This window comes from Nocardia sputi, from assembly GCF_023501985.1.
Map to the genome: position 1 here is coordinate 423,151 of NZ_JAMFLC010000002.1, position 19,592 is coordinate 442,742.

18 protein-coding genes and 1 tRNA gene are annotated in these 19,592 nt (G+C 68.7%); 13 read left to right on the plus strand and 6 right to left on the minus strand.

Features of this window, described 5'->3' with window-relative positions; genetic code table 11:
• Positions 1-264 precede the first annotated feature (264 nt).
• Together M8859_RS04595 and M8859_RS04600 are read left to right on the plus strand one after the other, a co-directional pair.
• A complete protein-coding gene (locus tag M8859_RS04595) occupies positions 265-474 on the plus strand; it encodes a hypothetical protein (RefSeq protein ID WP_249643891.1) in 210 nt (69 codons plus the stop codon).
• An 88-nt stretch (positions 475-562) separates the two neighbouring features.
• Entirely contained in the window at positions 563-1,408 is an 846-nt protein-coding gene (locus M8859_RS04600) for a MerR family transcriptional regulator (RefSeq protein WP_195138900.1), read from the plus strand.
• 434 nt (positions 1,409-1,842) lie between these two features.
• Here M8859_RS04600 and M8859_RS04605 read toward each other — a convergent pair whose 3' ends face one another.
• Complete coding sequence (locus M8859_RS04605) at positions 1,843-3,192, minus strand: TIGR01777 family oxidoreductase (protein ID WP_249643892.1); 1,350 nt, start codon at positions 3,190-3,192, stop codon at positions 1,843-1,845.
• Between the two features lie 221 nt (positions 3,193-3,413).
• Here M8859_RS04605 and M8859_RS04610 point away from each other — a divergent pair, with 221 nt between their 5' ends.
• A complete protein-coding gene (locus tag M8859_RS04610; protein WP_195069443.1) occupies positions 3,414-4,220 on the plus strand; it encodes a nuclear transport factor 2 family protein in 807 nt (268 codons plus the stop codon).
• Positions 4,221-4,453: 233 nt separating this feature from the next.
• Here the strand turns inward: M8859_RS04610 and M8859_RS04615 are convergent, their stop codons facing one another.
• Positions 4,454-5,374 carry a sterol desaturase family protein gene (locus M8859_RS04615; protein ID WP_201295152.1) on the minus strand — a complete coding sequence of 307 codons (921 nt, stop codon included), beginning with the start codon at positions 5,372-5,374 and terminating at the stop codon, positions 4,454-4,456.
• 224 nt (positions 5,375-5,598) lie between these two features.
• Between M8859_RS04615 and M8859_RS04620 the strand changes: the two genes are divergently transcribed.
• Both M8859_RS04620 and M8859_RS04625 read left to right on the plus strand, forming a co-directional pair.
• Complete coding sequence (locus tag M8859_RS04620; protein ID WP_249643893.1) at positions 5,599-6,756, plus strand: sensor histidine kinase; 1,158 nt, start codon at positions 5,599-5,601, stop codon at positions 6,754-6,756.
• A gap of 1 nt (position 6,757) precedes the next feature.
• Positions 6,758-7,423, plus strand: coding sequence for a response regulator (locus M8859_RS04625; protein ID WP_159920853.1), 666 nt, complete (start codon positions 6,758-6,760; stop codon positions 7,421-7,423).
• A 253-nt stretch (positions 7,424-7,676) separates the two neighbouring features.
• Here M8859_RS04625 and M8859_RS04630 read toward each other — a convergent pair whose 3' ends face one another.
• Entirely contained in the window at positions 7,677-8,483 is an 807-nt protein-coding gene (locus M8859_RS04630) for a VOC family protein (RefSeq protein ID WP_159920851.1), read from the minus strand.
• A 646-nt stretch (positions 8,484-9,129) separates the two neighbouring features.
• Between M8859_RS04630 and M8859_RS37505 the strand changes: the two genes are divergently transcribed.
• The 4 genes from M8859_RS37505 to M8859_RS04645 are packed head-to-tail and all read left to right on the plus strand — an operon-like array spanning position 9,130 to position 10,884.
• Positions 9,130-9,555: an SH3-like domain-containing protein gene (locus M8859_RS37505; RefSeq protein ID WP_159920849.1), complete on the plus strand. Its 426-nt coding sequence runs from the start codon at positions 9,130-9,132 to the stop codon at positions 9,553-9,555.
• Positions 9,552-9,851: an SH3-like domain-containing protein gene (locus M8859_RS37510; RefSeq protein ID WP_159920847.1), complete on the plus strand. Its 300-nt coding sequence runs from the start codon at positions 9,552-9,554 to the stop codon at positions 9,849-9,851. The genes M8859_RS37505 and M8859_RS37510 overlap by 4 nt, the downstream gene beginning before the upstream one ends.
• On the plus strand, positions 9,848-10,558 hold the full coding sequence (gene scnC, locus M8859_RS04640) for a thiocyanate hydrolase subunit gamma (protein ID WP_249643894.1): 711 nt from the start codon (positions 9,848-9,850) through the stop codon (positions 10,556-10,558). The genes M8859_RS37510 and scnC overlap by 4 nt, the downstream gene beginning before the upstream one ends.
• The gene (locus tag M8859_RS04645; RefSeq protein WP_249643895.1) at positions 10,555-10,884 is read left to right on the plus strand and encodes an SH3-like domain-containing protein; all 330 of its coding nucleotides are present in this window, start codon (positions 10,555-10,557) and stop codon (positions 10,882-10,884) included. Before scnC ends, M8859_RS04645 begins: the two co-directional genes overlap by 4 nt.
• A 91-nt stretch (positions 10,885-10,975) precedes the next feature.
• Here the strand turns inward: M8859_RS04645 and M8859_RS04650 are convergent.
• Positions 10,976-11,049: transfer RNA gene (locus tag M8859_RS04650), tRNA-Met, on the minus strand.
• A 511-nt stretch (positions 11,050-11,560) separates the two neighbouring features.
• Here M8859_RS04650 and M8859_RS04655 point away from each other — a divergent pair.
• Positions 11,561-12,106, plus strand: coding sequence for a transglycosylase family protein (locus tag M8859_RS04655; RefSeq protein WP_195069447.1), 546 nt, complete (start codon positions 11,561-11,563; stop codon positions 12,104-12,106).
• A 122-nt stretch (positions 12,107-12,228) separates the two neighbouring features.
• Here M8859_RS04655 and M8859_RS04660 read toward each other — a convergent pair whose 3' ends face one another.
• Complete coding sequence (locus M8859_RS04660; protein ID WP_201295151.1) at positions 12,229-15,234, minus strand: UPF0182 family protein; 3,006 nt, start codon at positions 15,232-15,234, stop codon at positions 12,229-12,231.
• Between the two features lie 210 nt (positions 15,235-15,444).
• On the opposite strand from M8859_RS04660, the gene M8859_RS04665 reads away from it, so the two are divergent.
• Entirely contained in the window at positions 15,445-16,026 is a 582-nt protein-coding gene (locus tag M8859_RS04665) for a PPA1309 family protein (RefSeq protein ID WP_249643896.1), read from the plus strand.
• A gap of 18 nt (positions 16,027-16,044) precedes the next feature.
• On the opposite strand, the gene M8859_RS04670 is transcribed toward M8859_RS04665, so the two are convergent.
• On the minus strand, positions 16,045-17,070 hold the full coding sequence (locus M8859_RS04670) for a YlbL family protein (RefSeq protein ID WP_195069449.1): 1,026 nt from the start codon (positions 17,068-17,070) through the stop codon (positions 16,045-16,047).
• 127 nt (positions 17,071-17,197) lie between these two features.
• Between M8859_RS04670 and M8859_RS04675 the strand changes: the two genes are divergently transcribed.
• Both M8859_RS04675 and M8859_RS04680 read left to right on the plus strand, forming a co-directional pair.
• Positions 17,198-18,610, plus strand: a complete 1,413-nt coding sequence (locus tag M8859_RS04675; protein WP_159920835.1) for a zinc-dependent metalloprotease — start codon at positions 17,198-17,200, stop codon at positions 18,608-18,610.
• Positions 18,611-18,695: 85 nt separating this feature from the next.
• Entirely contained in the window at positions 18,696-19,568 is an 873-nt protein-coding gene (locus tag M8859_RS04680; protein ID WP_159920833.1) for a hypothetical protein, read from the plus strand.
• The last annotated feature ends 24 nt before the right edge of the window (positions 19,569-19,592 follow it).

Sequence of the window (19,592 nt, forward strand, 5' to 3'; positions counted from 1 at the left end):
CCGCCCCGGCGAGCAGGCGGGACGACGTACGCAGCAAATTGCGACGGTGCACGCTAACTCCTCGAAAATCGGCGATGCGAACCACATTAGCATAATAACGATGCATAATTGATGCAACGGCCATTTGTCAGGAGAGCTCATGACGCGGACGACGGTGCCCCGTCTCGTCGGCATCGCGACCGCCGGACGAGGCTTCCGCCTGCCCTCATCCGGCTCGGGTTGGGCGGCGGGACGGACGACACAACCGCCCGCGCTACGGCACTCATGGCCGGATGGCGCGAGCACGCTCCGACGCCTGCATCCGCCTTCGCACCCGATGCTTTCCGGCTGTCGGTCGCAGCCCGCCTCGGCTCGGATCTCGGTGGCACCGTGACGCTCGAGCACGCCTTCCCCGGACAACCGCAGCGCGCCAAGGACATCGCGGTCGGGGTCGACTCGACCGCCGCGACCCCTGCCCACGCGCGGCGGGGATGACGCCGTGCCACGACCGCGCGGCCTCGCCGTAGAACGCAACCACCCGGGCGGGACGGATCCCCCACGGGGCGGCGGGCAGAATAGGGCGATGCCCGCCGGTTCCGTCCCCGTGTCCGTCGCGGCCGGATACACGGTGCGCGCGGTCGCCGAACGCCTCGGCATCCCGACCGCGACGCTGCGCAGCTGGAATCGCCGCTACGACATCGGCCCCCCGCAACATCGCCCGGGTAAGCACCGCCTGTACACCGAAGCCGACATCGCCATGCTCGAGCGGATGCTGACCCTCATCCGCGCGGGAGCGAGCCCTGCGGGGGCGGCCGCGGCGGTACGCGGGCCGGCGCCGACGCTCGGCAGGCGCGAATCGCTGCTGGCCGCGGCCTTCGCGCTGGACACCACCTCGGTGTCGAGCCAGCTCGAAGCGCACGTCCGCGCGTTCGGGGTGGTGGACACGTGGGACCTGCTGTGCCGTCCCGCTTTCGCCGACATCGTCGATCGGCAGCTCGGCGGCGAGGGCTGCATCGATGTCGAGCACTTGCTGTCCTGGTGCGTCATCTCGGTGCTGCACCGGACGAACCCGCCGCCCGTGCTCGGCGGTACGACACCGGTGGTGCTCGCCTGCACCAGCGGAGAGACGCATTCGCTGCCGTTGGAGGTGCTGCGGGCGGCTCTCGCCGAACGCGGCGCCGGAGCGCGGATGCTCGGCGCCGACGTGCCCGCCGCCGCACTCGCCGACACCCTCGCCCGGTTCGACCGCCCCGCCGCCGTGCTGCTGTGGTCGCAGCAGGAGTCCACCGCGTTGACCTCCGCGGTGCGCGCCTGTCTCGGCGCGGGCGCCCGGGTGCTGGTCGGCGGCCCGGGATGGGAGGCGGTCTTCCTCCCCGACGGCGTGGAGCGAGTCGACAGCCTACGCGACGCCGCCGACCGGCTCGCCTGACCCGCACCCCCCGCTGCGGCGGAGACCGCCGTCGGCAGTTCCAGCGCCGAGGAGCGCGCCCCGGCGCTCACCCGCGTGGCCCAGCTGATCGAACAGCGCTCCCCGACCTGCTCGCGCTACGGGCTCCGCGCCGCACTCGTCCTGACCACCACCGAAAGCACTCTTATATTGATGCACCTTCGACTCACACCGATTCGAGTCTCGCCGCTGGCGCAGCTGCGCCGCGTGAGTGCGCAATTGTCGAGCACACCCATAATGAACGACAGATGTAAGCCCAGGCGCTCGCCTGGAGCGACACTGCCTCGTCTTGCGACTCGCGGCGTGCGATGACGACGTTTCGCACTGTCGGGTGGCGCCGATGACGAAAAAGCGCTTCGACGCGGGCCTACGCCGGAATTCGACATCAGCCGGATACCGCTCCTCGACCGGAAAGGTCAGGCCGCCGACTTGCCGAGCAGATGCCGCAGCGCCGGTTCCAGGGTCGGCGTACGGAATCGGTGACCGGCCGCTGCCAGCCGCGCGGGAACGACGCGCTGACTCGCGGAGGCCAGTTCCCGGTTGCCTTCACTGCCGAGCAGCAGCGCGGGACCGAACCCGGGTACCCGCAACAGTGCGGGCCGGTGCAGCACTCCGGCGAGGACCTCGGTGTACTCGGTATTGCGAACAGGTTGCGGGGCAACGGCATTGATCGCTCCGGACATCGCGGTGTCCCACAGCGCCCGGTGATAGACATCGATCAGGTCGTCGATGCCGATCCACGACAGCCACTGGCGGCCGTCGCCGATGCGTCCGCCCAGCGCGGCCGCGAACAGCGGGCGCAACAGCCGCAGCGTGCCGCCGCGCGGGGACTGCACGATCCCGGTGCGCACGCGCACCACCCGCACACCCGATTCGGCGGCGGGGACCGTGGCCGCCTCCCACCCGTCGACCACATCGGCGAGGAAGCCGTCACCGCGCGTCGACTGCTCGGTCAACGTCTCGTCGCCGCGATCGGAGCCGTAGTAGCCGATCGCGGAAGCGCTCACGAAGACCGGTACCGCCGCCCGCACCGCCACCTCGGCGAGTTTCCGGGTCGGCCCGATCCGGCTGTCGGCGACGGCGCGCTTGTGCCCCTCGGTGAAGCGGCCCGCGATGGACGCTCCGGCCAGATGCACCACCGCGTCGACGCCGTCCAGCAGATCCGGCGCGGGATCAGCGGTGTCCCATCGCCTTTCGTCCGCGGCCCGCGGTGCGTGCCGGACCAGCCGCACCACGCGATGCCCTCCGGTGGTCAGGAACGCGGCCAGCGCCGAGCCGACCAGCCCGGACGCTCCGCTCACCGCGACCGTCCTGCTCAGGAAACCTTCCCGCGCCGCACGCGCGTGAGCCGCGAGATCGTCGGCGAGTTGCCGGTGGCGGTAGGCGAACATGGGGCGCAGCACCGTGGCGGGGACCGGCGCGTCCACCCGGTCCACCACCCGCGTGCGGGTCTCGTCGACGACCTCGAAATCGTGGGTGTGCCGCCACGGCAGCAGTCCGGCGGGCAGCGAGCCGACTCCATCGATGGTGACCGCGTCGACGAACCGGCGCGGCGGGTCGTATTCCCGGGGATCGTGCCGGGCCACCCACCGCAGACCACCGGGCAGTCCGAGCACCGCCTGCCCATCGGAGAGCGAGTCCGACTCCGCGCGCGGCGACACCGGTTGCCAGGGCGGCGCCAGGCGGGTCAGCGCGCCGGGGCGAGCGTGCCAGGCGAACACCTCGGAACGGGGTAGATCGATGACGCTCGCATAGTCGATGCCCATCACCCGACTGTAGCCCGAAATGAACCCATTGCACCGTTTCCGCATCATTGATTGGTACACAAACTTCGAAGTACCAGGAACTGCCCAATGACCATTTCATCCGATGCAGCGTTTGGCTCGAACTGCGCCGCACTCGACACGCGGACGAGGAGGCGCGACGGCCGAATTAGAACTTGTTCTACCATGTGTCGAGTCCGGCTCGCGTCAACGGAGGTTCTGCCATGCCGCTGGATCCCTCGGCCGCAGCGTTGCTCGCGGTCGTCGAGGCCTCACCGCGCGCGGTCGCGGCGCACGACAAGTCGGCGTGGGTCGGCTTGTTCGCCGACGGTGCCGAGGTCAACGACCCGGTGGGCTCCCGCCCGCACGTCGGCCGCGCCGCCATCGAACGCTTCTACGACACCTTCATCGGGCCGAACACCATCACCTTCCGGGTCGACCGCGACCTGGTCCACCCGCCGACGGTGCTGCGCGACCTGACCATCGTCACCACCATGTCGACCGGCGCCACCGTGCTCGTCCCGATGCATCTGCGTTATCGGCTGGTCGAGGAGGACGGGGCCTGGAAGATCGCCCATCTGGCCGCGCATTGGGAGTTGGCGAGCATGATCTGGCAACTGCTGCGCACCGGCGTGCCCGGGTTCGCCGCGGCGCTGAAGCTCGGACCGCAACTGATCGCCAAGCAGGGCGTCGGCGGGATGCTCGGCATGTTGCAGGCGCTCGGCGGCGTGGGGCGCGGTGGAAAACGCACCACCACAGAGCTTCTCGCGGCCGCGGCGGGCACCGATCTGAGCCGCGTGCGCGAGTTGCTCGGCCACCGGGCCGACATCGAATTGCCCGCGGGCACGGCGGTATCGGTGGAGGAATTCACGAATCGAGCGCGGAACATGCGCTGGAGCAAGGTGATCGCCGCGGGTCGCACCGTCACGGCGAGTGTCCGGCTCGGCGCGGTACACGGGGTCGCGGTCGTGGAGCTCGCCGCCGGCGGCGACAGCATCGCGGCGCTGCGGTTCTATCTCGACGCCGACTGACGCGGCGGATCATTCCTGCCGTGCGCCGCACCGGCGCCGTGATCGGGAACCTCTTCGTTCCGGACTCACCGCCGGTGACCGGGCTGAACCCGCCCTGGGAAGGCCACCGCACGGCTTTCCGAGCACGCGACGCCCCGGGCCGATCCGTGCCCGAGCCCGGACCGGCCGGTAGCCGAGGGGCGTCGAGGCGTCCGGCTACCGGTCACCGTGGAACCCGGAAACAGTCGGCACGATCAGGACGCGAGCTGACCGGCGCGTTCCACGGCGCGGCCGGGGACCGGATCTTGGACGCGCTCGGAGACCGGCGTGGCATGCTCCGTCCAGCCGGGCGGGCCGAAGACGTACCCGAGCCGCCCGCGCCAACTACTCGCGCCGCGCACGTCGCGGATCAGCGCTGCCAGTTCGTGATAGTTGACCTTCAACGGGTTGTCGGTGCCGATGTTCTTGGTGAGGCCGTAGCGGACCGGTTCGGATTCGGCGGCGAAACTGCCGAACATGCGATCCCAGATGATGAGGATCCCGCCGTAGTTCTTGTCGATGTAGGGCTGGTTCGAGCCGTGGTGGACCCGGTGGTGCGATGGTGTGTTGAACAGGAACTCGATCGGGCGCGGTAGCGCCTTCACACGCTGGGTGTGGATCGGGAACTGGTAGAGCAAGCCGATGCCCTGCAACAGGAAGATCATCCACGCCGGGAATCCCAGCAGCGCCGCGGGCACCCATGCCAGTCCGCGCAGGACGCTGGGGATCGGATGCAGCCAGGACAGACGGATCGCCGTGGAGAGGTTGAAGTACTCGCTGGAGTGATGCACGTTGTGCGCGGTCCACATCAGCCGGACGCGGTGGTCGGCGCGATGCGCCCAGTAGTAGCACAGGTCCGTGACGACCAGGCCGAGCACCCAGACCCACCACGACCGTGGCGACAAGTGCAGTGGCGTGATCGCCGCCGCGCCCACCACCGCCGAGAACGGCACCAGGTACTGCAGCAGCGGCTTCGTCAGCCTGCCCACCGTGAACGTCACCACGTTGGAGGCGGTGTCACGGGCCGATCCACTGTGCTCCGGCCGGTCGGGATCGCGCCGGTAGGCGATCCACTCCACCAGCATCAGCACCGCGAACGCGGGAATGGCGTAGCTCAGCAACTCCACACGGCCCATGAGTCCTCCTCCACGTCTGCCGTCGGCCTTCGACGCTACGGCCGCGCGGGCGCCGGCACATCGCGCCGACGAGGGATCGCGCGTCCCCCGCGCGGGGGACGCGCACGGCTCGATTCGCGGGCACAGTGAGCTGTCGACATCCACGGCGTGGCCGGACACGCTCGCTAGGATCGCCCACGGAACTCGACGCTGGACCGGACGGAGGCGGTGGCGAACTGTTGGATGTGAGCAGGTCGCTTGCCCGGCAATCGGTGGTGGTGGCCGTGGCGGCGGCTCTCATCGACGCGGTCGTGCTCGGGCTGGGCGGCGTGTTCGCCGTCGACCCGTGGCGGACGACCGCCGCGATCATCGCGATCGTGGCCGCCGACCTGGCCTTGGCCGCGCCGCCCCGGACTGCCGGGGTGGTGGCGGTGGCGCAGGTCCTGGTGCGGCTGCCGGCCGTATTCCTGCTGCATCGGCACGGGTTCCCGGCGCGGATCGCCGACGTGGGCTTCCTCGTGGCCGGATACCGCGCGGGGGCGTGGCTGACCGGACCGAAATCCGTGCTGACGATGCTGCTGCTGTGCGGCGGTATCGCCACGGGCCACCTGCTCACCGGCAGCAACGCCGCGCAGGATTGGCGGCTGCTGGTCGCCTCCATGGTGGCCGCCGGCTGCGTGCCGTGGCTCGTCGGCCGCTATACGGCCGCGCGCGGCGCCTACATCGCCGACCTCGAGCAACGGGCCCGGCTGCGCAGGCAGGAGCATCGGGCCGCACTGGAACGCGCGGTGACCGAGGAGCGGGAGGCGATCGCGCGGGACCTGCACGACGTGATCTCCCATCACGTCAGCGCGATCGGCATCCACGCCGGTGCGGCGCGGCTGGCCCTGGGCGGCACGGCGAACGCGGCCGCCGCCCGATCGCTTTCGGCCGTGGAGTCCAGTAGCCGGGCGGCGATGGTCGATCTGCGCCGCCAGCTCGATCTGTTGCACGGGCGCGAGGACGACGGACAGCGCCAGCCGGGACTCGCCGACATCGACGGACTGATCGAGCACGTCCGAGCGGCCGGACTCGAGGTCGAGGTGAACGCGCGCGGAGTGGCGGTGGAACTGCCGGACTCGCTGAACATCACCCTGTACCGCATCGTGCAGGAGATGCTGACCAACGCGCTGCGGCACGGGGACGGCGCGCACGCGCGACTGGACGTGGAGTACCTGCCGAAGCGAGTGGTACTGCGCGCGACCAATCCCCTCGCCCGCGAACCGGCCACCGCCGACACCTCGGTCCGGCGCGGACTCGACGGCATTCGCCGCCGCGCCGAGCTGTTCGACGGCGAACTGGACTACGGCCGCTCCGCCACCCATTGGCACACCACGGTGTCGGTGCCGATCGGAGGATCGTGAATTGCCCATCCGCGTCCTGATCGCCGACGATCACAGCATGTTCCGCTCCGGTCTGCGCGCCGTCGTGGACAGCCAGGTCGATCTGGACTGCGTCGCCGAGGTGAGCGACGGTCGCGCCGCGATCGCCGAGACCGCACGGCTACGACCGGATGTCGCGATTCTCGACGTCCGGATGCCGAAGCTGGACGGGCTGGCCGCCACCGCCGCGATCGTGGCGGCGGGCGGAACGCACGTCCTGGTGCTCACCACCTACGACAGCGACGCCAACCTGTACCGCGCGTTACAAGCAGGCGCGAGCGGGTTCCTGCTGAAGAACCTGCCGCCGGAAGAACTGGTCGCCGCCATCCGGATCGCGGCGCGCGGTGACGCGTTGATCGACCCATCCATGACCCGCCGTCTGGTCTCCCGCTTCGCGAGCACGCTGACCCCGCCCCACACGCCACCGGAAGTCCGGCAACTCACCGCCCGCGAGCTGGAGGTGTTGTTACTGCTGGCCGACGCGCGCAGCAATGCCGAGATCGCCGCGCGGCTCGGCGTCGGCGAGGAGACGGTGAAGACGCACGTCTCCCGCATCCTCGCCAAACTCGGCGTCCGGGACCGAATCCACGCCGTCGTCTACGCCCACCAGCACGGCCTGGTCACGCCCGGATCGGCCCGCTCGGACTGAACCGCCGAGGCGCGGGCACCACGGGCCATGTGCCGTGGGCCGCGACCTGTGCCGCGAATCGCGCCGGTGCCCGTTCGACGGGCTGCGGCGTCCTTGTTCCCGGCATGGTCGACCGAGCACGTGTTCCGCCGGGCGCGGCACCGCGCCGGCGATGGCGGTGACGTGACCGATCGCGCTCGGGGCAGGACAACCCGGCGGAGCGGCTCACCGCACCGCTCCGCCGGATCGGCTCAGGACCGGTGAGCAGGTCGACTCAGGAACCGGTCGGCGGTTCGCCGACGGTGGTCGTGGGGTCGATGATGCCGAAGACCTCACCCTGCGGGGCTTGGACGATGCCCATGCGGCCGAAGGGGCTGTCGTCGGGCCCGGACAGGACGGCTGCGCCGAGATCGCGCGCTTTCGCGAGCGCGTTGTCGGCGTCGTCGACCTGGAACCAGGCCAGCCAATACGACGGGTTGTCGCCCGGCATCTTCGTCGAGTCGTTGACGCCGCCGACGGCGTCGCCGTCCTGGGTGCGGCTGAAGGTGGAGTAGATGAAGTGCTCCCCGTCACCGATCTCGGTGTAGTGCCAGCCGAACACGTCGGCGTAGAACTCCTGTGCCTGCTTGTAGTCGCTGGTGTGCAGTTCGTTCCAGCAGTAGGCGCCGTGCTCGTTGTAGATGCCCGCCCCGGCATGCGCTTTGGCCTCCCAGATCCCGAAGACCGCGCCGGTGGGGTCGGCAGCGACGAACATGCGGCCGACGTCGAGCACGTCGAACGGTTCCATCATCAGCGAACCGCCCGCGCTGTTGATCTTCTGCGCGACGGCGTCGGCGCTGTCGGCCGCGATATAGGTGGTCCACACCGACGGCATCGGCATGCCTTCCGGCTTGGGTCCGATGCCCGCGGCCGCGCGGCCCGCGCGCATCGCCATCAGATATCCGCCCGCCTCGGGCGAACTGTCCTCGATCTCCCAGCCGAAGAGTGCGCTATAGAACTCGCGGGCGCGCGCCGGGTCGTCGACCTGGCAGTCGACCCAGCACGGTGTTCCCTGCGGCCAGCTTCCGTCATGAGTGGGCATTGCGGGTGCCTCCTGACACGGGTTGCCGAGGTGCGGCCGGGACAGCCGACACACGGCTAGTCAACCACCAGCATTCCGTCTTGTGAGCCGATTCGACCGACCGCGCCGATCGAGTCGGCGAGCCCGGGATCCAGGCGAAAGACCCCCTATACAGATCAGTCCCCGGTAGTCTCCATCGAAACCGTGAGCGTCAGTCGTCGCTGACGACTCCGGTGTTTCGACTGGCTTGCCGGGGGCCTAGCCGGTTCTTGGATCGGTGTCTTCACTGCCTACCGACGTCTCGGCTGACAGTGCGCTCACCGATCCGGTGTTCCGGTGTAATACCTAGTCTCCTCCACTTTTCGCTCGAGTCAATAGCTCCGCACCGCTGAGTCCGGAGCGGATTCCGGCGCGCTCACCGCGCCCCAGGCATCCTTCAGCAAATCGATCTTGGCGTGTAACCTTGGCAGCCTGACCATGTGATAGTGACTGGGGTCACACCTCGTCGTCCGACTACACTCGCCTGCCCGATCACCGGGCCTGCCGTCCCGTTGGAGTCCCCATGGCGCTCGTTGGCTCTCGCACTCGGCCGGGCGAGGGCGCACGCGCGCACACCCTCCCGCAACCGCGCTGCCGTGGACACCGGATCCGTCACTACGGAGACATCATGAGCACACCGAATCGATTCGACGAGTTGCAGCATCGCGTCGCGGACCTCGCACCGGTGTTGCGCGACCCGCTCGACTCACCATACGAGATCTCCAACGAGTTGTTCGCCGCACTCAGGCACGTGCTGCACGACGTGGGCGGCCAGCCCGATATCCCGGTCGAGTATCGCGAGAAGGAGGAACAGCCCTGGGAGATGAGCACCTACGTCACGTGTGAATGCCTCGGCTGGCGTGGCGTCTGGAACTCCGAGGAACGCCGGCGCGCGGAGAACGACCTCGGTGCGACGCTGTATTACGGTCTGCCCTACTACGCGCGCTGGGTGACAGTCGCGGCGAAGACCTTGGTCGTCAAGGGGTTGATCACCCCCGACGAATTGTCGGCCAAGCTGGACGAAGTACGCGCACGGATGGAGGCGCGCGCATGACCAGGAAGTACCGGATCGGCGACCGCGTCCGGGTCCGTTCGGCCACGTCGATGTTCCACACCCGCACGCAGGCCTACACCCGCGGGCACACCGGCGTCGTCGTCGAGTACCGGCCGGAGTGGATCATCCCGGAGGACGAAGCATGGGGGCGCGAGGACGGGCGCGTGGAGCCGTTCTACGTGGTGCGGTTCCGTCAGCAGGAGTTGTGGCCCAAATACACCGGCTTCGACGTCGACACCCTGGAGACGGAAGTCTCCGAGCGCTGGCTCGAGCCCGCAGAGGAGGATGACCGGTGAGCCGGACCCACGATCACGACGCGCACGCGCCGATCCAGGCGAGCGAGGAGATCAGCGAATTCGAAGTGCTCGAGACGGCGGTGCGTGAACTCGCCATCGAGAAGGGGCTCTTCTCCGCCGAAGACCACCGCAGGTTCACCGAGTGGGCCGAATCGGTGGGTCCGCACGGTGGATCGAGACTGGTCGCGAAGGCGTGGACGGACCCCGACTTCAAGGCGCGCCTGCTCGCCGACGGCACCGAGACGTGCAAAGAGGTCGGCATCGACTGGCGTGACCCGACCGGATCCGGGACCCCGAGCGACTACACCTACTTCTACGTGCTGGAGAACACGCCGCAAGTGCACAACGTCATCGTGTGCACGCTGTGCTCGTGCTACCCGCGACCGGTTCTCGGGATGTCCCCGGACTGGTACCGCACCCCCAATTACCGTCGTCGCCTGGTCCGGTGGCCCCGCGAGGTGCTCGCCGAGTTCGGCTTGCACTTCCCGCCCGACGTCGAGATCCGGGTGCACGATTCGAATCAGAAGTCCCGGTTCATGGTGCTGCCGATGCGCCCCGAGGGCACCGAGGGCTGGACCGAGGAGCAACTGGCCGCCATCGTCACCCGGGACACGATGATCGGCGTGGCGCTGCCCCAGGTCGACTGGACCGCGCAGCACCCACCGAGCAGAGTCGAGTCCGCCGCGAGGAAGGATGGACACCGGTGACGAGTGGTCCGTACGAAGTCCTGCTGAGCACGCTGGATCCGCGGGTGCGGCGGGAGAGCACGCTGCCCGAACTCGACCGTAGACCCGACCCCTGGGAATCCAGCATGCAGGCCACGTGCGAATGCTTGTCCTGGCGCGGCGCTCTGGACAACCTGGAACGCCGCCACGCCGAGGACGCGCTCGGCGAGACGATTTATCAGGACTTCCCGGTCCGCACCCGCTCGGTCGTCGTCACAGCGCACACGTTGCTGGATCGCGGCGTGATCACCCCGGAGGAACTGAGCGCTCGCATGGACGCCGTCCGTGAGCGGTTCCACCGACAGTAGAGTCCGCCGACCCCGCCCGGCGCTGCCGGGCCGGAAGCCGCATACAGACGAAAACGGCCCGGAACCTCTTGGTTCCGGGCCGTTTCCCTTGTAGCGGGGACAGGATTTGAACCTGCGACCTCTGGGTTATGAGCCCAGCGAGCTACCGAGCTGCTCCACCCCGCGTCGGTGAACACAACATTACACACCGGTTCACTCACACTGCAAATCGCCAGCTCACCAGCGGTTTCGAGCAGTTGAACAGCCGGCGAAGCCGACAGCGCGAGCGTGCGGCGGACACCCGAATCGAGCGACATCCGTGCCACACCGCGCACGTAAGTATTGCCGCGGCGCAGACCCTTCAAACGTGATGCATTTCACTATATCGTGGTGATCTCGCTCACATAACGATGCGATAACTTAGCGCTGAATTGGCGTGTTGATGCCGTTACTCACCTGGTAAAACGCTGATATTCGGGTTATTCGTTTCACACAATTCGAGCGTTATCCAGATGTGATCTGCTGAGATTTCTTCGTTACCGTCAGGCCACGGCCCGGATCAACCGAGACGGGCTCGAACTCGAACCGCCGAACACCGGCAACCCTGTCCCGCGGTTCGAGGATCCCCGACGACCTGGGGACAGGGACACGGCGCAGCTCCATCGCCGTGCCGGCGGGCGCAGGGAGGGAAACGACCATGACTGAGAACCGGAAGATCAGCACCCGCGCCCTCGGCCTCGCCGCCATCACCGGCGCTCTTGTTGCCGTCCCGTTCGCATTCTCCACCGCTTCTGCCTCCGCGGCGACCCACGACTGGGACGGCGTCGCACAGTGCGAAAGCGGTGGCAACTGGGGAATCAACACCGGAAACGGCTACTACGGCGGCCTGCAGTTCTCGCAGAGCACCTGGGCCGCCAACGGTGGCAAGGGCTACGCTCACACCGCGAGCAAGGAAGAGCAGATCCGCGTGGCGGAGAACGTGCTCGCCACCCAGGGCGCCGGCGCGTGGCCGTCGTGTGGCAAGTTCCTGCGCCCGGGCACCTCCGAGCCCGAGCCGCTCGTGCGGGCCGAGGAACTCCCCGCCGTTCCCGAGCCCGCCCAGCCCGCCGTGAGCGCCGCGCAGTCCGCGGTCGACCAGGCCAAGTCCACCGCGGTCGAGCTGGCCGAGCAGTACGGCGTCGAAGGGCAGTTCCAGCAGATCCTGAGCCAGAACAGCGCACTGATCGACTCGTTCGGTCGCTGACGCGTCCTGCACCGCAGATACCGAAGGGCCGCCATCGCGACGATGGCGGTCCTTCGGTATTTCGCGCCTATTCGAACGACGGCTTCATTCAGCGTTCCGCGTCATTCAGCGACCCGCGTCATTCAGCGACCCGCGTCCTGATATGCCTTGACGGCGGCTTCCAACTCGTCGAGCGCCCGGCCGAAGTCCTGGAAGTTTCCGCTGCGCATGGCATTTCGCACATTCTCGATCTTCCGGTTGAGTTCGGCGGCCGCGGCGTCCTTGCCGGAAGCCGATCCCGACGCGGGCGGCGGACCCGACGCGGGCGGCGGGGTCGCGGCGTTGCCGGGCCCGTTGTTGCCGCCCTGGTCCGCGGGCGGCGCGACGGTGCCGGGCTTCGGCCTGGTGCCGGAGTCACCGCCGAACGGCGTCGCCAGCGCGCCCGCACCCGGGATGACCTGGTTCAGCGCATCCGCCAGTGTCGAGGCATAACCTACCTTGACGTTGCCCGCTTCATCCCGGTAGCTCACCAGCACCCGCAGCAGCTGCGGGAAGGTGGCGGTGTTCGGCCCGGTGTTGCGTTCGTTGTAGAACGGCTCCACATAGAGGATGCCGCCGTCGGCGACCGGCAAGGTCAGCAGGTTCCCATATTTTATCTTGTTCGAATTCGACAGCAGCGTTTTCTCGCGCGATACCTCCGGCGCCGTCGTCATCCGGTTCTGCGTCTGCTGCGGACCCAATGTCTGTGTGTCCGTGGGCAATCGCCGGATCGTGAATTGTCCGTACCCATCCGGGTCCGAGCGCACCGAGATATAGGCCGCCAGATACGGCCGGTTGTAACCGGTCATCGCGCTGGTCAAATTGAACGTGGGCCTGTTCGTTTTCGAATCACCCAGCAATACGTAATACGGCGGCTGGTCGGCGGTAGTGCCGCCCTCGGTGGTCGGATCGGCCGGAACCGACCAGAAAGCGTTGTTGGTGAAGAACTCTCGCGGATCGTCCACGTGGTACTTCGACAACATCTCACGCTGGACCTTGAACAGATCCTCCGGATAACGGAAGTGCGCCCGCAATTCCGGCGAGATCTCGCTCTCCGGCTTCACCGCGCCCGGGAACACCCCGCGCCACGCCTTCAGCACCGGATCCGCGGAGTCCACCTCGTAGAGGGTGACGGTGCCGTCGTACGCGTCGACCGTCGCCTTGACCGAGTTGCGGATGTAGCTGACCGACTTGCGCGGCAGCAGACGCCCGGTCTTCTTGTCGATGCTGTCCTCGACCGCGCCCTCCAGCGAGGTGCTCTGCGCGTACGGGTAGTTGTCCAGCGTGGTGTACGCGTCCACGATCCAGACGATCCGTCCGCCGACCACCGCCGGGTAGGCGTTTCCGTCGGTGGTCAGCCACGGCGCGACCTTCTGTACCCGGTCGCGCGGGCTGCGGTTGAAGATGATCTTGGAATCGTCGTCGATGGCCGAGGAGAACAAGATGTTGCGCTCGGCGTACTTGGCCGCGAACGCGAGGCGGTTGATCCAGTTGCCGATCGGCACGCCGCCCTTGCCGGTGTAGGTGTACTGCGCGGTATCGGAGTCGTATTCCCGCGGACGCTGGCCGTCCATCGCGCCGACGATCGCGTAATCCGGATTCGACTGCGAGATCAGCTCACCGAAGTACACCCGAGGCTGGTCGACCCTGATCCGCTGCTTGTCCGACGGGGTGAACAGGTCGCTCACCATGAAGATCGGATAGCCGCCGTCTCCGCTGCCGCCTACCGCGTTGGGATCCTCCGACGGCGGCTTGTTCACCCGGTTGGCGGGAGCGGCGACGAAGCCGTTGCCGTGGGTGTACACGGTGTGCCGGTTGATCCAGTCGGTCTGGTTGCCGCTCAGCGCCGCGGGCGAGAGCTCCCGGGCGGCGACGACGTAGTCCTGTACGTCACCGTCGAGGTTGTAGCGGTCGATGTCCAGCGACTCCGGGAAACCGTAGAAGTTCTTCAGCTGGCGCAGCTGGGTGAAGGTGGGCGAGAGGATGTTCGGGTCGAGCAGCCTGGCATTGCCGATGGTCGCGGCGTCGACCGGGACATCGAGCGGGCTCTTGTTGCTCTCGCCCTTGTAGTCCTTGTATTCGATCCTGTCGTTGGTGATGCCGAACGCCTGCCTGGTCGCGGCGATGTTGCGTTCGATGTACTCGCTTTCCTTGTCCGCGGCGTTGGGACGCACGGAGAACTGTTCGACCACCAGCGGCCACACCGCGCCGACCAGGATCGAGGACAGCACCAGCAGCGCCGCGGCCATCGCGGGCACCCGCAGATCACGCAGCACGATCCCGGCGAAGAAGGCCAGCGCGCAGATCACCGCGATGGACAGCAGGATGAGCTTGGCGGGCAGCACCGCGTTGATGTCGGTGAACGAACCGCCGGTGAAGGTGGGCTCCTTGCGGCTGCTGGAGAGCAATTCGTACCGGTCGAACCAGTACGCGATCGCCTTGAGCAGGACGAACAGTCCGGCCAGCACCGCGAGCTGGACGCGGGCGGCGCGGGTCAGCGTGCCCTCGCGGCCGGTCAACCGCAGTCCGCCGAAGACGTAGTGGGTGACCAGGCTGGCGAAGAACGCGATGACCACCGCGACGAACAACCAGTTCAGCACCATCCGGTAGAAGGGCAGGTCGAAGGCGTAGAACCCCACGTCGAGACCGAACTCCGGGTCCTTCTCACCGAAGGATCCACCGTTGAGGAACAGCTGCACCGTCACCCAGTTCGACTGCGCCACCAAGCCGGACAGCAGGCCCAGCAGCACCGGTATGCCGACGCCGAACAGCCGCAGCCTGCTCATCACAGTGGTGCGGTAGCGCGCGATCGGATCGTTCGGCCCCACCACCGGGATGAACACCGGCCGGGACCGGTAGGCCAGCAGCAGCGCCAGCCAGACCACCAAGCCGACGAAGGCCGCGACGGCGATGAACAGCAAGACCCGGGTCCGCAGCACCGTGAGATACACGTTGCGGAAATCGACCTCACCGAACCACAGCCAATTGGTGTAAGTGTCCGTCAGCCGCGGCCCGAGCAGCAGCAATGCCGCGAGCACGACAGCCGCCACCAGCAGCACACGGCTGCGTCGGGACAGCGAAGGTAAGCCAGTGGGGGGCCGCATGCCCACGATGCCACTCTCCAAGGTCCGGCGACGCTCGCACCGATACGCCCGGCCGATGCGCCGCAGTCCGATGTTGCGGGTGGTCCTTCCGGACCGTCCCGGCCCACTCTACGGAAATCGGACACCATGCAGCTGGCAGGGTTGCGCTTGCCGCGCCGGAGAACCGATCGTCCGGGTTTCCGGCTGGCCGGCTCGGCGGTTTGATTGGATGTTCGCGTGACTCCAGACCTGCACGCCGAACTCGTCCTTGCCCGCTCCGTCCGGGAGGTGGCGGAATTCGTCGATGCCGAGGGGTGGGGTCGTCCCCCACAGATGTTCGCCCTGGTGCCGACCGTCGACCTGGTCGCCGCGCAGCCGGAGCTGGAGGATCAGCTCGATGAGGGCGGCGAGCTGACGCCGGTCGCCCAGGAGGCCTTCCCCGACGACATCACCGGCGGCTCGATCGCCTTGGACGAATTCCTGGCCACCACCAGCTGGCCGCCTGCCGTCCGCGGTTGCGTGCTGGTGCAGGAGATCGTGGTGCTGCCACCGGACGCGGAGTCGACACTCGACGACGCGCTCGCCCCGCTGCTGGCCGACCACGAGGCCGCCGACGCGGCCGCGCGCGCCGCCGCCGAAGCGCATCCGCAGCGCCGGGAGGCGCGGTTGTTCGCCGCGGTGCTGCGTGAGGGCGCGTCACTGTGCCTGCTGCAACTGCGGCCCGAAGATGACGCCGACGATTTCGGCGAGCTGGACCTGCGCACCTATCCCAACCTCGCGCCGAATCTGGTCGAGGCGCTGCACCACACCCTGGAGTGAAGCCGGGCCAGGGCGATCTCACCCACAGCTCACCGGCTCCTTGCCGGTGTTGATCTCGTTCAGCGACTGCACCGCGCCGGTGAGGTTCTCGACCCGCACCAGCCGCAGCCCGTCCGGGATCCGCTGCTTGGCCTCGTTGCAGTTGGCGGCGGGGACCAGGAAGGTCTCCGCGCCCGCCTCGCGCGCGGCCATCATCTTGTACTGGATGCCGCCGATCGGGCCGACCTTGCCTTCCTGATCGATGGTCCCGGTGCCGGCCACGAACTTGCCGCCGTCCAGCTCGCCGGGGCTGAGCTTGTCGATCAAGGCCAGGCTGAACATCAGGCCCGCCGACGGCCCGCCGATGTCGGCGAGGTTGAAGGTGACCTGCATCGGCGGGCGTGCGCCCTCCCCTGGCGTCACGCCGAGGTAGCCCTTGGCGGGGTCGCCGGGGCGGGTACCGAGGACGATCGTCGCGGTCTGCTCGGCGCCGTCGCGCCGGTACACCACTGTCAGCGGGCTGCCGGGCGCCTGGGACGAGACCGCGGTGACGACCTCCTGAGGCGAGGTCATGGGCGTGCCGTTGACGCTGACCAGCTCGTCGCCGGCACGCAGTACGTCGTGGGCCGGCCCGTCGTCGGCGACCTTGCGCAGCAGCACGACCGTGGGCAGGTTCAGGTAGTGCAGTGCGGCGACCTCGGCGTTGCCCTCGGAGTCCTTGAAGTCCTGCTGGTTGGACTTGTCGATCTCCTCACGCGACACACCGGGCGGGTAGACCTCCGAGCGCGGCACCAGGCCGTGCTTGCCGCTGGCCCAGAAGCCGAACGCCTCGAACAGGCTCAGCCCGTCACGCACCGAGACGGTGGTCATATTGAGATTGCCCGTGGTCGGATCGACCTGGGTGCCCCGCACGTCGACGACTTCCTTGCCGTCCACCGTGCCGAGAGTGTTGAAGGTGGGACCGGGCCCGAGTGCGACGAACGGCACGGTCAGCACGCTGCCGACGACGCCGAGCACGAGCACCGGGATCAGGGCGGCCACCAAGGTGAGGATCCGACGATTCACCCGGACCACGATAATGACAGCCCGCCTCGCCGGGCGCCGGAGGCGGTCGTTTCGCCCGGGCGCGCCGCCACCGGTTTCGCGCCGCGCGAACATCGAGACGCTGTGGTACACGCGTAACCTGTGGGGTATGAGTGACCTCCCCTTCGGATTCTCGGACCGCGACGACGACGATCGCAAGCGCGGCGACGAGCCGAGCGGCCCCGGTCCGAACGACCCGTTCGGTTTCGGTATCGGTGGGGCCGGCGCGGGCGGATTCGACCCGTCGCAACTCGGGCAGATGCTGACCTCGCTCGGCCAGATGCTCAGCGGGATGGGGCAGCCCGGCTCGGCACAGGCCGGGCCGGTGAACTACGACGTCGCCAAGCGGCTGGCCCGCCAGCAACTCGGGTCGACCGTCGCACCGGTGACGTCGGGCGCGGCGAGCGCGGTGGCCGATGCCGCGCACCTGGCCGAACTCTGGCTCGACAGCGCGACCACCCTGCCCGCGGGCGCCACCAGGACGGTCGCGTGGACCGCCAACGACTGGATCGAGCAGACCCTGCCCACCTGGCAGCGCCTGTGCGACCCGGTGGCCGAGCAGATCTCGGGGGTGTGGACCGCGGCGCTGCCCGAGGAGGCCAGGCAGTTCGCCGCTCCGATGGTCGGCATGCTCGGCCAGATGGGCGGCTTGGCCTTCGGTTCGCAGCTCGGGCAGGCGCTCGGCCAGCTCGCCAAGGAGGTGCTGACCTCCACCGACATCGGCCTCCCGCTCGGACCCACCGGCACCGCCGCGCTGCTGCCCGCGGCGATCTCGGAGTTCAGCTCGGGGCTGGAGCAGCCCGAGAGCGAGATCCTGGTCTTCCTGGCCGCCCGGGAAGCCGCGCATCAGCGGCTGTTCGCCCACGTGCCGTGGCTGCGCCAGCAGGTGCTCGGCGCGGTCGAGGACTACGCGCGCGGTATCCGCATGGACTTCTCCGCGCTGGAGCAGGCCGCGCAGGGCATCGACCCGATGTCGCTGACCGATCCCGCGAAGCTCGAGGAGATCCTGGCCCAGGGAACCTTCGAGCCGCAGACCACGCCGGAGCAGAAGCAGGCGCTCGAACGGCTGGAAACGCTGCTCGCGCTCATCGAGGGCTGGGTTCAGGTGGTGGTCAGCGACGCCGTCGGCGACCGGTTGCCCGGCGCGGGCGCGCTGGCCGAGACACTGCGCAGGCGGCGCGCCACCGGCGGGCCCGCCGAGCAGACCTTCGCGACCCTGGTCGGCCTGGAGCTGCGGCCGCGCAAGCTGCGCGAGGCGGCCGCACTGTGGCGCAGGCTGACCAGCGACGCGGGCATGGCCGCGCGCGACGGGGTGTGGGCGCACCCCGACCTGCTGCCGAACTCTCATGACCTGGACTCCCCTGCGGGCTTCATCGACTCGGTGATCGGCGGCGGCGCCACCGCGTTCGACGATCCGCTCGCGCAACTGGCCGAGACCGAGGCGCGTGAGCAAGCCACGCGTGCGCGCGAGGACGACGACACCGGGCCCGACCTGGGCAAAGAGGGCGGCGCAGCCTCCTGATCCATCCTGTGGATGGCACGAAACCCTGTGGATAAGTGGGGGTTTCGGGACGAGTCGTACACCGCGTGGTCCGCATACTGATGACATGACAACGATGTGTCGCGGTCCCCGGTTGCGCCCCAGGGTAACCGTCCTGGTCCGCCCGACCGGCGTCGTGCAGCTGGGGTGCGATCCGGAAACGGCGGTGGTGCTCGGTCCGGAAGGCATGGACGCCGAGACCGTTCTCGCCTTCCTCCGCCTGCTCGACGGGCTGCGCACCAAACCGCAGATCATCTGGCGAGCCGGGGAATGCGGAATCGACGCCGAGCGCGCCGCGGCATTGCTCACCCTCGTCGACGAAGCCGGACTGCTGGACCACCCGGAGGACCGGGCCGGACAGGTGCGAGCGGTGCGAGTGCACGGGCTCGGTCCGCTCTCCGACGCCGTGTCGGCCGGGCTGCGCGCGCTGGGAGTGCGGCCGAGCCGTTCCCGGGACTACCCGTCCGGTACGTCGGTAGTGCGGTCGTGGGAGTCGGACCTCGTGGTGCTCGCCGACGCGCTGATGCCCGACCCGAGGCTGGTGAGCGACCTGCTGCTGCATCGCATCCCTCATCTGCAACTACGTATCCGAGACAACAAGGGCGTCGTCGGGCCGCTGGTGCTGCCCGGCGTCACCAGCTGCCTGCGCTGCGCGGACCTGATCCGCTCGCAGAACGACGCCGATTGGCCACACCTCGCCGCCCAGCTACTGGGCCGCGTCGGACATGCCTCCCCCGCCGGGATCACGGCGACCACGGCGGTCGCCCTCGGCGAACTGGAGGCGATCATCGCCTGCTCACCGCGGCGCAGCCCGGCCACGTTGAACGCTACTCTGGAGCTCGACCTGGATGCACACGTCCTGGATCGGCGGGCGTGGGGCCGCCATCCCGCGTGCGCTTGTGCACGGGTTTCCACAGAACTCGGCGTCGGAACTCGGTAGTGATCAAGATTGCCGTGGCCGATC

What these genes read in the sequence shown, in the direction of transcription:
- M8859_RS04595 (WP_249643891.1), top strand. Translation starts at nt 265, where the DNA reads ATGGCCGGATGGCGCGAGCACGCTCCGACGCCTGCATCCGCCTTCGCA.
- M8859_RS04600 (WP_195138900.1), top strand. Translation starts at nt 563, where the DNA reads ATGCCCGCCGGTTCCGTCCCCGTGTCCGTCGCGGCCGGATACACGGTG.
- M8859_RS04605 (WP_249643892.1), bottom strand. Translation starts at nt 3,192, where the DNA reads ATGGGCATCGACTATGCGAGCGTCATCGATCTACCCCGTTCCGAGGTG.
- M8859_RS04610 (WP_195069443.1), top strand. Translation starts at nt 3,414, where the DNA reads ATGCCGCTGGATCCCTCGGCCGCAGCGTTGCTCGCGGTCGTCGAGGCC.
- M8859_RS04615 (WP_201295152.1), bottom strand. Translation starts at nt 5,374, where the DNA reads ATGGGCCGTGTGGAGTTGCTGAGCTACGCCATTCCCGCGTTCGCGGTG.
- M8859_RS04630 (WP_159920851.1), bottom strand. Translation starts at nt 8,483, where the DNA reads ATGCCCACTCATGACGGAAGCTGGCCGCAGGGAACACCGTGCTGGGTC.
- M8859_RS37505 (WP_159920849.1), top strand. Translation starts at nt 9,130, where the DNA reads ATGAGCACACCGAATCGATTCGACGAGTTGCAGCATCGCGTCGCGGAC.
- M8859_RS37510 (WP_159920847.1), top strand. Translation starts at nt 9,552, where the DNA reads ATGACCAGGAAGTACCGGATCGGCGACCGCGTCCGGGTCCGTTCGGCC.
- M8859_RS04655 (WP_195069447.1), top strand. Translation starts at nt 11,561, where the DNA reads ATGACTGAGAACCGGAAGATCAGCACCCGCGCCCTCGGCCTCGCCGCC.
- M8859_RS04675 (WP_159920835.1), top strand. Translation starts at nt 17,198, where the DNA reads ATGAGTGACCTCCCCTTCGGATTCTCGGACCGCGACGACGACGATCGC.
- M8859_RS04680 (WP_159920833.1), top strand. Translation starts at nt 18,696, where the DNA reads ATGACAACGATGTGTCGCGGTCCCCGGTTGCGCCCCAGGGTAACCGTC.